The sequence below is a fragment of the Paraburkholderia tropica genome, assembly GCF_900109265.1.
GTDB classification, from domain to species: domain Bacteria; phylum Pseudomonadota; class Gammaproteobacteria; order Burkholderiales; family Burkholderiaceae; genus Paraburkholderia; species Paraburkholderia tropica.
This window is the reverse complement of record NZ_FNZM01000006.1, coordinates 310,412-324,244: the sequence shown is the minus strand read 5'-3', so window position 1 is coordinate 324,244 and position 13,833 is coordinate 310,412. Positions and strand designations below refer to the sequence as shown.

Genomic DNA, 13,833 nt, shown 5'->3' with positions numbered 1-13,833 from the left:
CAATGCGTGGGCAACTAGTGCTCGTGATGAGCCAACCGGGAACGCGGAAGAGTTGGCCAGAAGCCAGATTCATCCGCCGGTACGACCATCGGGCGCGTGTGCACACCAGGTGTCCGGGCTGCGGGCGCAGTGAACACAAACGCGGGAACACGCACAAGATACGCGTGGCATGTGACTGCCACGGTCTGAGACAGGGCAATCGCGTCCAGCCAGGGCCGGACGCGATGCTAACACCTTACAGCGGCGTGATGTTCGAAGCCTGGAGGCCCTTCGGACCACGCTTGGTTTCGTAGCTGACCTTCTGGCCTTCAGCCAGGGTCTTGAAGCCCGTGCCACGCACTTCCGAGAAGTGAGCGAACAGGTCGTCGCCGCCCTTGTCCGGGGTGATGAAGCCAAAGCCCTTGCTGTCGTTAAACCACTTGACGGTACCGGTTTCCACTAGAAAATCCTTGAATAAACAAATAAACACACATGCGCCCCGGGAAAGGGCGAATAAAGTATCAAGCAGGAGAGGTCAACGAGAGCCGCTGTTTGACCTCTCACTGATACAAGCGATTGGCAGCGGCAAAAGATGAGCAGACACAGCTGAAAATTTACCTTCCGACATTACACGAATCCGATCGTCCGGTCAAGTATCTCGTATTCGTGCAGTGTCGTGGAGGGCCGGAAGCAACGGCATCGATCAGGCGAAGAATCAGGCGGGGCGGGCGATCCGGGCGTCGTGCGGCAGAACGCCGCTCTCGACCTTGAACCCGGCGATCAGCGTATTGAGCGAATTCGCATGCTCGGCGAGCGACGAAGCCGCCGCCGCGCTTTCCTCGACCAGCGCCGCGTTCTGCTGCGTGACTTCGTCCATCTGCGTGACGGCGAGGCCGACCTGCCCGATGCCGTCGCTCTGTTCGCGCGAGGCGGCGGCGATTTCGTGGATCAACGTGGCGACGCGCGTCGTCGACGTCTGGATTTCGGCCATCGCGCCGCTCGCCTCGGTGACGAGTTCCGCGCCGCTCGCCACGCGCCCCGTCGACCCGGCGATCAGCGTGCCGATCTCGCGCGCCGCCGCCGACGCGCGCTGCGCGAGATTGCGCACCTCGCCCGCGACCACCGCGAAGCCGCGTCCTTCCTCGCCCGCGCGCGCCGCTTCGACCGCCGCGTTAAGCGCGAGGATATTGGTTTGGAACGCGATGCTCTCGATCGTGCCGATGATGTCGGTCATCTTCGACGAACTGGCATGGATCTCGTGCATGGTCTGCTCCATGCGCGTGACCGCGTCGCGCCCGCGCACGGCCACGTCGGAGGCGCCGAGCGCGAGTTCGCGCGCCTGCTGCGCGTGGACCGCGTTGGCCTCGACCGTGCCGATCAGCTCCTGCATCGCCGACGCCGTCTGCGCCAGCGACGACGCCTGCTCCTCGGTGCGCTGCGAAAGATCGAGATTGCCGGTGGCGATCTGCTGCGTGGCGGTCGCCATCGCGTTCGCACCGCTTCGCACCTGCTCCATCGTCGAGCGCAGGCGCGTCTGCATGGCGGCGAGGCTGTCGAGCAGCAGGCCCATTTCGTCGGCGCGATGCGCGGTGACGCGGGTCGTCAGGTCGCCGGCCGCGATCGCCTCGAAATGCGCCATCGCCGCGCGCAGCGGGTCCATCACCGCGCGACGCAGACCGCGCCAGCTCAGAAACGCGATCAGCAGCGCCAGCACGATGCTCGCGCCGCACACCACGCCGAGCGTGTGGAAGCGCGCGCTCGATTGCGCGTCGGCGCGGCGCGCGGCTTCGTCGAGATAGTTTTCGAGCGCGCCCTGGCTGGTGTTCATCGCCGTGTAGAGGCCGATCAGTTCGGCGGCGCGGTGCTCGTCCATCCAGCTCGTGTCGCCGCTGCGGATGGCCGTGATCAGGCGGTCGATCGCGTCGCGCCGCACGGCGCTGCGTTTGGCGTCGAGGTCGTCGGTGAGCGCCTGGAGTTCGGCGGTCTTGGGCAGCGCGCGGAATTGCTGCCACCAGCGGTCCGATTCGGCGAGCAGCATTTGCGCGCGGTCGAGCTGCGGACCGAGTTGCGGCGAATGCGGATTCGCCACCGCCCAGTCGAGACCGAAGCGCGCGCGCGACATGGCCGTGCCCGACTTGCCGAGCGCTACCGCCGACGCGAAATGCACCGCGTACGCATCGTGCTGCGCGCGATTGGTCAGATCCATGCCGATCAGGCTGACAACGCCCATCGCCACCACCAGTGCCCCGAGTGTGACGACCGTCAGCGCGAGTCGCAAATTGATAGTCAGGCTTCTCATTATTGTTCCATATACGAAACATCATGCCGTGTATGGAAAGTATAACGGCACGTTCGCGCCGGAAATTAATCGGCTCCGGTGGGTGTTTACCCTTGGCATGTACCGGACGCCGCCGACAATTTATGCAGTTTATATGTACAGTTTAACTGTGCATATGCTAGGCTTCGCCCATGACTACCCGATCCCTTTCGACCTCCGCGGATAGCGCGACCGATCTGCCTGCGCTGGCGGGCGAACTGCGCGTGGCGGTCGGCAAACTGGTCCGGCGCGTGCGCGGTCAGGCGCAGGCCGGCGATTTCACGTCGTCGCAGAAGTCGGTGATCGTGCATCTGGACCGCAGCGGTCCGGCGACGGTTTCCGGGCTGGCGCGCGCCGACGCCGTCAAGCCGCAGTCGATGCGGATCACGGTGGCCGGTCTGGAGGCGCTGGGCGTGGTCGAAGGCAAGCCCGATCCCGACGACGGCCGCAAAACGCTCATCGGTCTGACATCCACGTTCCGGCGCAAGCTGCACGCGAGCCGCGCGGCGAAGGAGGACTGGCTCGTGCAGGCGCTGCAGGCGCAGCTCTCGGTGAAAGAGCAGGCGGCGCTCGCCGACGCCGTGAAGCTGCTCCAGCGTCTCGCCGACTTCTAAACGTTCTTCCTCACGCCACGGAAAGCCATGCCTTACACCGCGCTCGACCCCAACACGGCGCTCATCGTCGTCGACTTGCAGAAGGGCATCGTGGGCGCGCCCTTCGTGCATCCCATCGAACCCGTGATCGAGCGGACCGGCGCGTTGCTGCGCGCATTTCGCGCACGCGGTCTGCCCGTCGTGCTGGTCAACGTGGCGGGCGTTGCGCCCGGACGCACGGAGCGGCCGCGCCGTCACGACGTGCTGCCCGAAGGCTGGACCGATTTCATCGACGAACTCGACCGGCAGCCCGGCGATATCGTCGTGACGAAACGCACGTGGGGCGCGTTCGCCCACACCGCGCTCGACGCGCGCCTGAAGGCGCTGGGCGTCACGCAGGTGGTGATCACGGGCGTCGCGACGGGCACGGGCGTCGAATCGACCGCGCGTCAGGCGTACGAACTGGGCTTCAACGTGAGTCTCGCGATCGACGCCATGACCGATGCGCGCGCCGAAGCGCACGCGTACAGCATCGCGCACGTCTTTCCGCGCCTGGGCGAAACCGGCGTTGCGCAGGACATCATCGATTTACTCGCCGCGAGGAGCATCTGAAATGGTGTGGTCACATGTTGTTGCGTACTTTTTTGGTGGCGCCTTGCTGTCGAACGCCGTGCCGCACTTCGTGGGCGGCGTGATGGGCGAACCGTTTCAGACGCCGTTCGCGAATCCGCCGGGCAAGGGCTTGTCGTCGTCGACGGTGAATGTGCTGTGGGGTTTTCTGAATCTCGTCGCGGGCTATTTGCTGCTGTGCCACGTGGGCGATTTCGCGATCAAGGCGAACGCCGATGTCGTGCCGTTCGGCCTCGGCGTGCTGGCGATGGGGTTGTTCGGCGCGCGTCACTTCGGCGCGCTGCATGGTGGCAATACGCCGGAAAACCCTTGATTCGAAGCGTTCGAAGCGTTCGAAGCAAATAAAAAAACGCGCCTCGTCACTGACGAGGCGCGTTTTTTATTGTCGACGAAACGTCGAATCAATACTCAAGCCGCCGCGATTTCAATCACCTCGTTCGCCTCGGCGATTGCGGCACTTTTTGCCGCGTGTTCGCGAATCAGGCGATACACCGTTTCGCCCGGCACGGTTTCTTCTTCGAGCAGCCGGTCGGCGATCGCGCGCAATACCGGTTCGTTCGCACGCAGCAGCGCGAAGCAGGCGTCGTTGAGTTCGTGCAGCAGCGCGTTCGCGTGTTCGATCGCGCTTTTCAATTGCAGCCCGGCCACCTGTTGCGGCAACGCGGCGAGACTGAACAGATTGCCGTCGGCGTTAAAGCCGTGCTTCGACACCATGTCGAGCCCGATGCGCGACGCTTCCTGCAAATCCTGCGCCGCGCCGCTCGAGGCTTCGTCGAACATCAGCAGTTCCGCGTTGCGGCCGCCGAGCAGCACCTGAATCTCGTTGCGCATTTCGGTTTCGCGATACAGATACTTGTCCTGCATCTTCGTGATGAGCGCCACGCCGAGCGCGCCGCCGCGCGGCAGGATCGTCACTTCTTCGAGCACGCCGGTGCCGAGCAGCGCGGCCACGAGTCCGTGGCCGGCTTCGTGAATGGCGATGCGCGTGCGTTCGTCGTCGGACAGCGCGCGCTCCGCGCCGTTGATATCGCCGATACGCGCGATCTTGATCGCTTCGAGAAAATGCGCGGCGCCCACGTGGCGATCGCCGGCCTTGCGCGCGACGAGGCCCGCCTGATTCACGATCATCGACAGCGTGGCGGGCGAGAGGCCGGTCGTGAGCCGCGCGAGTTGTTCGAAGTCGATGTCGTTGGTTTTCGTCTTCAGATTGGCCGCGTAAAAACGCAGGATTTCCGCGCGGTCTTCGAGGTCGGGCAGGCGCACTGCGACGGTGCGGTCGAAGCGGCCGGGACGGCGCAGCGCTTCGTCGAGATTGTCCGGATGATTGGTCGCGGCCACGATGATGATGCCTTCGTTCGACGCAAAACCGTCCATTTCCGCGAGCAACTGATTGATGATGCGGTTGCTCTCCGCTTCGACCGGGCCGCCGCCCGTGTCGGTGCGCTTGCCGAGGCCGTCGGCTTCGTCGATGAAGATGACCGTGGGCGCGTTCTTGCGCGCGAGTTCGAACAGGCGCTTCACTTTCTGGATGCCGACGCCGTAATACTTCGCGCTGAAATAGCTGCCGGTAATGGCGATGAAGCTCGCGCCGCATTCGCCCGCGAGCGCCTGCGCGAGACGCGTCTTGCCGACGCCGGGGCCGCCCGTCATCAGGATGCCGCACGGCGCGCGCACGCCCATGCCGGTGAATTGCGCGGGCTCGGTGAGCCAGGCGCGCACGTCGGCGAGCGCCGATTTGGCTTCGCCCGCGCCGATCACGTCGTCGAAGCGCAGCACGGGCGGCTTGCCGAGCAGTTGCGCGCCGCCCGCCATTTCGCGGCGCACGAACCACGCGAGGCCGCCGAGCATGAGCACGGAGAGCAGCAGGCTCAGCGCGTCGCGTATGTGGTCGAAGGTGTCGCCCCAGCGCGCGAGACCAGTGCGCAGGTTGGCGTCGGGTAGCCAGACGAGCTGATAGGGCGCGGCGCCGTCCGGCTTCAGGTCGCCGAGCAGCAGCGCGTTGGAGAACGCGCCGTTGTGATCGGCCACGTAATACTTGTCGCCTTGCAGGGTCGAAACGAGAATCGCGTCGCGGCTCACGCCGATCGCACGCACGTCATGCGCGCGGATATCGCCGAGCATCGCCGACACGTCTTTCTCGCGATGCGTCCACGCGGACGCGTTGTGACGCATGTCGCTCGCCACGCCGCTGAGCGCTTCCGGCTGTGCTTCGGATTGAGACTGCATGGCCGGCTGCTCATGCCGCCAGTGCAGAAAACCCACGGTTGCCGCGAGCGCGGCCACGGCCGCTGCGCACGCCACATAACGGCCAACGCGTGACCAGAGCGAATTCCTTGCCGGTTTCATCGAACACTCTTCCTGCGCGGGCCCGCTGGCGCGGCGCCCGAAAAACATCGTACGGGAGGGACGGGTGGCGCGAGCGTCTTGCGTGCAAGCGATCGGGCGGGAGGAGGCCGATTGAAAAATCGGAATTCAATCAATTCCGATGAATAAATCGTTAGCAATGCGAACACGACCCTTTTTAATCGCATTTCTCCATTGGCATTATGCCCGCGTTACCGCGTAATCAAAAACCGGGAATGACGCAATAAGCGGGTTCAATCCGCGCTTTTGATTGGCGGCGGCTCGTTGTCGAATGATCTCGAATGGCGGGCACAGCGTTTGCGCATGCTTCCGGACCGCCCGCACATAGTCGGGCGCACGGCACAACCCACACCGGACGGAGGTCACATCATGCTGTATTACGCGCTGGTCTTTTTCATCGTCGCGATCATTGCGGCGGCCCTGGGCTTCGGCGGCATTGCGGCAGGCGCCGCGAGTATCGCGAAGGTGCTGTTCTTCATCTTCCTCGTTATTTTCCTCGTCACGCTCGTTATGGGTGTCGTGCGGCGGTGAGGGTGTATCATCGATTTAGTAGTAGTTCGAAGTAATTTGTCATGATCGTGCGGGCGACGCCAGACGATTGATGTCGTCTGGCGTCGCCCGTTCGCCTGTGCACGTCGCGCTCTTGACCATTTAGTCCGTTCGACGTTAGCATCGGCTACATGAATCTCACCACTTCCTCCCTCGCTTTCATCCAGCGCGCATGTTGTCAGCACATGCCGGGGGCAGGCTGCGTCTAGCGTCGGTACACGTCGCGCTTCACGTCGATTCATGCCAACTGGCCGCCCGTTGAAAAACCGGCGGCCTTTTTGTTTTTCTTTCCTGTTTATCGACACCGTTTAACCGGAGAAACCCGATGCCCCTCGCGCTCTACGACACCTGGTCGCGCGCCTTGCGTCCTTTTACGCCCATTCGAAGCGAGCGCGTGGGGATGTATTGCTGCGGGCCGACGGTCTACGATCACGCGCATATCGGCAATCTGCGGACCTATGTGTTCGAGGACGTGCTGCGGCGCGTGCTCGCGCGTAACGGCTACACGGTGCGGCACGTCGTGAATATCACCGACGTCGGCCATTTGACTTCCGATGCCGACGAAGGCGAGGACAAGATGGAGAAAGGCAGCCGCCGCACGGGCGAGTCGGCGTGGGCCATCGCGCGGCGCTATACGGAAGCTTTTGTCGACGACTGGCGCGCGCTGAATCTGCTGGAGCCGGATGTCTGGTGCCGCGCGACCGATCACATCGCCGAGCAGATCGCCTTCATTGCGGAGATCGAGCGCGCGGGCTACGTCTATCGCACGGACGACGGTCTCTATTTCGCCACCGACAAACAGGACGATTACGGCTTTCTCGCGCGTCTCGACCGCGCCGGTTTGCAGGCGGGCAAACGCGTGGCGATCGGGGCGAAGCGCAACATCACCGACTTCGCGCTATGGAAGTTCAGCCCGCCCGGCGTGCAGCGTCAGATGGAATGGGACAGTCCGTGGGGGCGCGGCTTTCCGGGCTGGCATATCGAGTGCTCGGCGATGTCGGCGAAATATCTGGGCACGTGGTTCGATATTCATTGCGGCGGCGAGGATCACATCGCCGTGCATCACAGCAACGAGATCGCGCAGACGCAGGCCGCGCACGGCACGCGCCTCGCGAACTTCTGGTTGCACGGCCACTTTCTGACGCAGCAGGGCGACGCGAAGATGTCGAAGTCGGCCGGCGATTTTCTGCGTCTGCAAACGCTGCGCGATCGGCAGGCGGAGCCGCTTGCGTATCGCTATCTGTGCCTGAGCGCGCATTACCGGAGTACCTTGCAGTTCAACTGGGACGCGCTGCGCGCCGCGCAAACCGCGTTGAATCGCTTGCGTCGGCTGTATGCGGGCTGGCCCGAAGGCGGTGTCGCCGACGCCGCGTACGTCGCGCGTTTCGACGCCGAAGCGAACGACGACCTGAACCTGCCGAAAGCGCTGGCCGTGCTTTGGGATTGCGTCAGGAGCGGCTTGCCGGGCGCGACCTTGCGCGCGACGGTCGATCAGTTCGATGCGGTGCTGGGTTTTCGGCTGCGCGACTGGCGGCTGGTCGAAGCCAAGGTTCCCGCCGAGGTTCAGGCGCTGGTGAACGAGCGCGAGGCGGCGCGCGCATCGAAAGACTGGGCGCGGGCCGATGCCTTGCGCGCGGCGCTCGACGCGCAGGGCTGGCGTATCGAGGACGGCGCGCATGGGCCGCAACCGGTGCGTCGTGCGCCTCAGGCGGCGGCGATCGATCCGTGAACGGTCAGTGAACGCGAGTGCCGTGCATCACGCCGGCTGCGGATGCAGGCGTCGATGCATCGGCCCGAGCGCGAGCGAACTCAGCACGCAGACGCACAGAATGCCGACCAGCGCGAACATCGAAACGCGAAAGCCCTGCACGTAATCGAGCGCGACGGGATGCGCGCCGAGGTGCGAGAAGAACACGCCGCCGAGCGTCGCCGCGCCCACGGCCGCGCCGATCTGCAAGGTCGCCGTGACCATGCCCGAGGCCACACCCGCGCGCGCCGGGTCGACTTCCGCGAGCACGATGCGCACGACCGACGGCAGCACGAGGCCCTGGCCCATGCCCATCGCGCCGAGGCCGAGGTAGAAGCCCGCGCCGGGCGCGCTCACGCTCGCGAGCGAGGCCGCCGCCGCGAGGCCGAGCGCGATCAGCACGAAGCCGAGCGTCAGCACGCGATAGCTGCCGAGGCGGAACACGAGGCGCGGCATCAGCAGCGGACTCGACAGAAAGCCCAGCCCGAACGGCAGGATCGCCACGCCCGAGGCGAGCGGCGTCCAGTGCAGCGCGCCTTGCAGATAGATGCCGTAGCTCAGGAAGAACGCGCTGAGCGTGTAGAACAGAAACGCCAGCACGAGGCCGAGCGCGATCACGGGATTGCGGAACAGCCGCACGTCGAGCAGCGGATCGTGGCCGCGCGCGAGACTGCGCGCTTCCACGCGCAGCAGTGCGCCGAGCATCGGCACCGAGGCGGCGAGGCAGATCAGCATCCACGTGGGCCAGCCTTCCTCGCGTCCGCGCGTGAGCGGATAGACCAGCATCAGCAGAAACAGCGACAGCAGCACGGTGCCCGGCATGTCGATACGTGCGCCGCGCGGCGGACGGCTCTCTGGAATGAAGCGCCAGCTGCCCAGCAGCGCGAGCACGCCGATCGGCAGGTTGACGAGAAAGATCGCGCGCCAGCCCAGCCCGAACGGATGCAGGCTGATCAGCGCGCCGCCGCCGAGCTGGCCGATCACCGCCGCCACGCCGAACACGAAACCGTAGAAGCCCATCACGCGCACCTGTTCGTGCGGCGTGAACACGCTGCGGATGGTCGCGAGCACCTGCGGCGCGAGCACCGCCGCGAACAGCCCCTGGAGAATCCGCCCGGCCACCAGCATGGCGCCGGAAGTCGCGAGCCCGCACAGCGTCGAGGCGAGCACGAAGCCCGCCATGCCGATCATGAACATGCGCTTGCGGCCGTAGAGATCGCCGAGACGCCCGCCCGTGATCTGCGCGACCGCGTTGGCGCAGGCGTAGGCGGACACCACCATCTGCAATTGCGCGGCGCTGGCGCTCAGTCCCGAGTGGATGGCGGGCAGCGCGAGATTCACGATGAAGTAATCGATGGGCGGCAGGATGGCGCCGACCAGCAGCACGACCAGCGCCCAGCCGTGATGGCTGCGCGCGGCGGCGGCTGAAGTCGGGGCCGCGAGCGGCGGCGCGGCGGCGAGCGAGTCGTCAGTCATGATGAACCTGTATCGAAAGCGGGGGCGGATCGATGGCGACGGGATCGCCGCCGATGACGCCGGAACGAACCGGTATCTTAGGCGCGGCGCATCCTCCAGAAAAGCCGGAATTTGCGGTAGTATTCATCGAGTAATTCGATGGATAGGAGCAAGCCATGCGAGGCTTCGAACTCGACCAGTTGCGCACCTTCACCGTGGTGGCGGAAGCGGGCAGCCTGACGGCGGCCGCGCCGTCGCTGAATCTTTCGCAGTCCACCGTCAGCGACCAGATGCGCAAGCTGGAAGCGCGCGCGGGCGTGCCGCTGTTCGTGCGCAGCAAACGCGGCGTCGAGCCCACGCCCGCGGGTTCGCGCCTGCTCGCGCACGCGCGGCGCATCGTGGCGCTCAACGAAGCCGCCTTCGACGAAGTGCGCGGCCAGGCGATCAAGGGCGAACTGCGCGTGGCGATCACCGACTATTTCCGCACGCACGAAGTCGCGGGCATGCTCGCGCGGCTGCGCGAGTGCTATCCGCAATTGAGCCTGCACGTGAGCACGATGAAGAGCACCGAGATCGAACTCGCGCACGCGCGCGGACAGATCGATCTGGGCGTGGTGATGAACATGTCGATCGGCCCGGTGCGGCCCGCGCAGGGCGATCCGCGCTGGGTGCTGCGCCGCGAGCCGCTGCACTGGGTGGCGTCGCCGACGCTCGCCGAAGCGCTGCCCGAGCCGCTGCCGCTCGTGCTGCTGCCCGGCGACTGCATGCTGCATCAGATCGCCGTGAGCCTGCTCGAAGAACACCGCCGTCCCTTCGTGATGGTGCATAGCGCGTCCGGCGTGGCGGGCCTGCAGTCGATGCTCGCGGCGGGGCTGGGCGTGGGCTGCCTGTGCGCGTCGGCGATCACCGACGGGCTGATGAAGCTCGGCACGCGTCACCGTTTGCCCGCGCTGCCCGAGGCCGTGTTTTCGCTCACGCCGCCGCTGCCCGGCGAACGCGAGACGGTCGCGCAGGCGCGCGAGGTGTTATCGCGGCAATTGCTGGTCTGAACAGCGCGCTGAAATACGCGCCGCGCACCCTGACGACTGAACTTCGAAACCATGCTCCCGAGCCAGGACGCACTGGAACAACCGGCTGAAGCGCACGCCGAAGCACGCGCCAACGCACCGCAAACCTCCGCGCGCGAAGTCCGCCGACGCGTCGCGAGCGCCTCGCTCGTGACGGCGTTCGAGATGTTCGACTTCACCGTGTTCGGCTATTTCGCGGCGATGATCGGCGCGAAATTCTTCCCAGCGGGCGACCCGATGACCTCGCTGCTGCTCGCCGTCGGCAGCTTCGGCGTGGGCGCTTTCATGCGGCCGCTGGGCGCGCTCGTGCTGGGCGCGTATGCGGACCGCGTGGGCCGCCGCGCCGCGCTCACGCGCACCGTCTGGCTCGCGGGACTCGGCACGGCGGTCATTGCGGTGTGTCCGGGTTATGCGGCGATCGGCGTGGCCGCGCCCGTCGTCGTGGTGCTGGCGCGCGCGCTGCAAGGCTTCGCGCTCGGCGGCGATATCGGCGTGGCGGCGGCGTATCTGATGGAGGCGGGACCCGCCGCGCGGCGCGGCGCGCGCGTGAGCTGGCAGGTCGCGAGCCAGGGCGCGGCGGCGTTGCTCGGCGCCACGTTCGGCCTCGTGCTCACGCATCTGCTTTCGCCGCAGGCGCTCGACGCGTGGGGCTGGCGCGTGCCGTTCTGGTTCGGCCTCCTCGTGCTGCCGGTCGGCGTGTATCTGCGCAGCCGTCTGCATGACGGGGACGACACCGCGCGCGCATCCGCCGCGCCGCCCTTCGTCGAACTCCGGCGCGAGCACGCCCGCACGCTCGGCCTCGCGATGCTGATGATCATGGGCCAGTCGATTCCGGTCTACGCCATCGTCTATTTCATGCCCAGCTATGTGATTCGCGTGATGCATCTGCCCGCGAGCACGGGCTTCGCGGTGTCGGCGTCGTCGGCGTTGCTGCTGTTCGCGCTGCCGCCGTTCGTGGGCCGTCTGCTTGACCGCCTGCCGCGCCGCAAGCCGGTGGCGCTCGCGGGCGCCGCGGCCACCACGTTGTTGAGCACGCCCGTGTTCGTGCTGATCGACAGCGCCCGCAGCCTGCCCGCGATGCTGGCCGGCGTGGGCCTGATCAGCGTGTCGATGGCGTTCAGCGCGGGCACGGTCGCGCTGCTCGTGCTCGAAGCGCTGCCCGCGCGCGTGCGCGCCAGCGGCCTCGCGCTCGCGCACGCCTTGAGCGTGGCGCTGTTCGGCGGCACGGCGCAATTCATCGTCACGGCGCTGGTGAAGTGGAGCGGCAATCCGCTCGCGGCCGCCTGGTACGTGACGCCCGCGTGCTGCGTGAGCCTGTGCGCGGTGGCGCTCTTCAAGGAACGCCGCGCGCCACGATAGACGGTTTCGCTGCTACCAGTCGATGCGGTGTTTCGCTTCGGTTTCGCGATGGCGCCGGTCGTCGTCGCTATGCAGATACAGGCTCGTCGTGCTGATCGACGCGTGGCCGAGGTTGTCGCGCACCATGCGCAGATCGACGTCGCCATCGGCCATATGCGAGCCCGCGCTGTGACGCAGCCAGTGCGCCGACGCGCTCTCCAGCAGCGCCGCGCGCGCCGTGCCGCCGGCCGCGCGCGCGGGGTCGGTTTCCTGCGCCGCCGCGTCGCGCAGACGTTGCGCCGCGCCCGCGAAAATCCCCTTGACGATGGTGTGCAGCGCCGCGCGCGTGAGCGGTTTGGTCGACTGGCCGATCGGCAGCACGAGCGGCGTCGCTTCGTGCGGCGCGGGCAAGGCGCTCAGGCCGCGCTGCTCGCGATAGCGCGCGAGTTCGGTCATCAGTTCGGCGGTCGCGGGCACGAGACGGCGACGCTCGCCCTTGCCGAGCACGTCGAGCCACCAGCGTTCCTCGCCCGACGCGTCGCGGCGCGCGAAGAAATCGCCCATCGTGTTGATGCCGACTTCGGAGATGCGCAGGCCGCCGAGATAGAGCAGCGTGAGCAGCCAGCGCGCGCGGCTGTGGCGTTCGCGTTCGCGGGCGCTTGCGCGCGGCAGGGCGTCGACATAGGCCTTCACTTCGTCCCAGAGACCGCGTTCGAGATAACGCGTGATGCGCGGCTGCGCGCGGCGCGCGCGCTGGCGTGACAGCGAAAGCGGATTGCCCGCGAGATAACCGGCGCTCACGAGCCACGAAAACAGCGCGTTGAGAATGACCATCGCCTGACGCTGGCTGGCGGCGGACAGCGGGCCGTAGAACGGACGCCAGCGCGGATCGTCGCGCGCGTGCTTGCGGCCGCCGCCCGCGCACCAGCGCGCCGCCGGTTGCGGATCGGCGAGAAAACGCTGATAGGCGAGCAGATCTTCGTGCGTGAGCGAGGAGAGCGGTTTGCCGAGCTGCACGATGGCCCACAGCAGCAGACGCTCGGCTTCCTTGCGATAGGTTTCGAAGGTCGCCTTCGAGTCGGCGACGCGCGCGAGCCAGGCGCGGATCGCGTCGAGATCGTTGGCCGCCGCGATCTGCATGCGGCCGTTGGCGCGGTTCACGCCGTCGCGGCCATCGAGATCGGCGGGCAGTTCGAGCGCGTCGAGCGGACGCGGGGCGAGGAGGGCGGTGTGCATGGGTGAAGCGGTGGCGCGGGAGGCAAAAGGCAAAGACGCTGCCGACTATAACGCGGATCGCGCACGGCGACGCGCGTCGCGCCATAATCGTGGCCGCCGGATCGACTTTGCGTCACCGGCAATCAGCCGCTACCGACCGCCGCCAACCGCCGCCAACCGCGATAAAACAAGCGATGAAACTCCTCGCCCCGATTCCCATCCTGCGCATGTTTTCGATCGAGAAAGCCTACGCGTTCTATTGCGACTATCTGGGCTTCAAGCCCGACTGGGAACATCGCTTCGAAGCGGATTTGCCGCTCTACGTGCAACTGCATCGCGACGCGCTCGTGCTGCATCTGAGCGAGCATCACGGCGACGGCACGCCGGGCACGGTGCTGTTTCTGCCCGTGGAGGACATCGAGGCGTTCCATCGCGAGCTGGCCGCGAAGCCTTACGCCTATGCGCGGCCCGGCGTGGAGACGCTGCCGTGGGGCCGCCAGATGCAGATTCACGATCCGTTCGGCAATATTCTGCGGTTCTGCGAGTTGAGCTGAATGCGCCGAATGTGTGGAATGCGCT

At 66.4% G+C, this 13,833-nt stretch carries 13 protein-coding genes; 8 read left to right on the top strand and 5 right to left on the bottom strand.

Going from position 1 to position 13,833, the window contains the following annotated elements; all coding sequences use genetic code 11:
• Nucleotides 1-235 precede the first annotated feature (235 nt).
• Nucleotides 236-439: a cold-shock protein gene (locus tag BMY06_RS12125; protein WP_065064791.1), complete on the bottom strand. Its 204-nt coding sequence runs from the start codon at nt 437-439 to the stop codon at nt 236-238.
• 255 nt (nt 440-694) lie between these two features.
• Entirely contained in the window at nt 695-2,278 is a 1,584-nt protein-coding gene (locus BMY06_RS12120; protein ID WP_065064789.1) for a methyl-accepting chemotaxis protein, read from the bottom strand.
• Between the two features lie 170 nt (nt 2,279-2,448).
• Between BMY06_RS12120 and BMY06_RS12115 the strand changes: the two genes are divergently transcribed.
• From BMY06_RS12115 to BMY06_RS12105, 3 genes are read left to right on the top strand one after another with little or no spacing between them, the layout of a single operon-like run.
• Complete coding sequence (locus BMY06_RS12115; RefSeq protein ID WP_074983310.1) at nt 2,449-2,910, top strand: MarR family winged helix-turn-helix transcriptional regulator; 462 nt, start codon at nt 2,449-2,451, stop codon at nt 2,908-2,910.
• Nucleotides 2,911-2,937: 27 nt separating this feature from the next.
• Nucleotides 2,938-3,501 carry an isochorismatase family protein gene (locus BMY06_RS12110; RefSeq protein ID WP_074983309.1) on the top strand — a complete coding sequence of 188 codons (564 nt, stop codon included), beginning with the start codon at nt 2,938-2,940 and terminating at the stop codon, nt 3,499-3,501.
• 1 nt (nt 3,502) lies between these two features.
• The gene (locus tag BMY06_RS12105; protein ID WP_065064782.1) at nt 3,503-3,832 is read left to right on the top strand and encodes a hypothetical protein; all 330 of its coding nucleotides are present in this window, start codon (nt 3,503-3,505) and stop codon (nt 3,830-3,832) included.
• Nucleotides 3,833-3,927: 95 nt separating this feature from the next.
• Here BMY06_RS12105 and BMY06_RS12100 read toward each other — a convergent pair whose 3' ends face one another.
• A complete protein-coding gene (locus BMY06_RS12100) occupies nt 3,928-5,865 on the bottom strand; it encodes an AAA family ATPase (protein ID WP_074983392.1) in 1,938 nt (645 codons plus the stop codon).
• 387 nt (nt 5,866-6,252) lie between these two features.
• On the opposite strand from BMY06_RS12100, the gene BMY06_RS12095 reads away from it, so the two are divergent.
• Both BMY06_RS12095 and cysS read left to right on the top strand, forming a co-directional pair.
• Complete coding sequence (locus BMY06_RS12095) at nt 6,253-6,414, top strand: DUF1328 domain-containing protein (protein ID WP_065064883.1); 162 nt, start codon at nt 6,253-6,255, stop codon at nt 6,412-6,414.
• Nucleotides 6,415-6,757: 343 nt separating this feature from the next.
• Nucleotides 6,758-8,161, top strand: coding sequence for a cysteine--tRNA ligase (cysS, locus tag BMY06_RS12090; protein WP_074983307.1), 1,404 nt, complete (start codon nt 6,758-6,760; stop codon nt 8,159-8,161).
• A 27-nt stretch (nt 8,162-8,188) separates the two neighbouring features.
• Here cysS and BMY06_RS12085 read toward each other — a convergent pair whose 3' ends face one another.
• Nucleotides 8,189-9,655 (bottom strand): MFS transporter, encoded by a 1,467-nt coding sequence (locus tag BMY06_RS12085; RefSeq protein ID WP_074983305.1) that lies wholly within the window; start codon nt 9,653-9,655, stop codon nt 8,189-8,191.
• 155 nt (nt 9,656-9,810) lie between these two features.
• Between BMY06_RS12085 and BMY06_RS12080 the strand changes: the two genes are divergently transcribed.
• A complete protein-coding gene (locus tag BMY06_RS12080; protein WP_065064776.1) occupies nt 9,811-10,683 on the top strand; it encodes a LysR family transcriptional regulator in 873 nt (290 codons plus the stop codon).
• 51 nt (nt 10,684-10,734) lie between these two features.
• Nucleotides 10,735-12,060, top strand: a complete 1,326-nt coding sequence (locus BMY06_RS12075) for an MFS transporter (RefSeq protein WP_074983304.1) — start codon at nt 10,735-10,737, stop codon at nt 12,058-12,060.
• Between the two features lie 12 nt (nt 12,061-12,072).
• On the opposite strand, the gene BMY06_RS12070 is transcribed toward BMY06_RS12075, so the two are convergent.
• Nucleotides 12,073-13,275, bottom strand: coding sequence for a tyrosine-type recombinase/integrase (locus BMY06_RS12070; RefSeq protein ID WP_074983302.1), 1,203 nt, complete (start codon nt 13,273-13,275; stop codon nt 12,073-12,075).
• 173 nt (nt 13,276-13,448) lie between these two features.
• Here BMY06_RS12070 and BMY06_RS12065 point away from each other — a divergent pair, with 173 nt between their 5' ends.
• Nucleotides 13,449-13,808 (top strand): glyoxalase superfamily protein, encoded by a 360-nt coding sequence (locus BMY06_RS12065; protein ID WP_074983301.1) that lies wholly within the window; start codon nt 13,449-13,451, stop codon nt 13,806-13,808.
• The last annotated feature ends 25 nt before the right edge of the window (nt 13,809-13,833 follow it).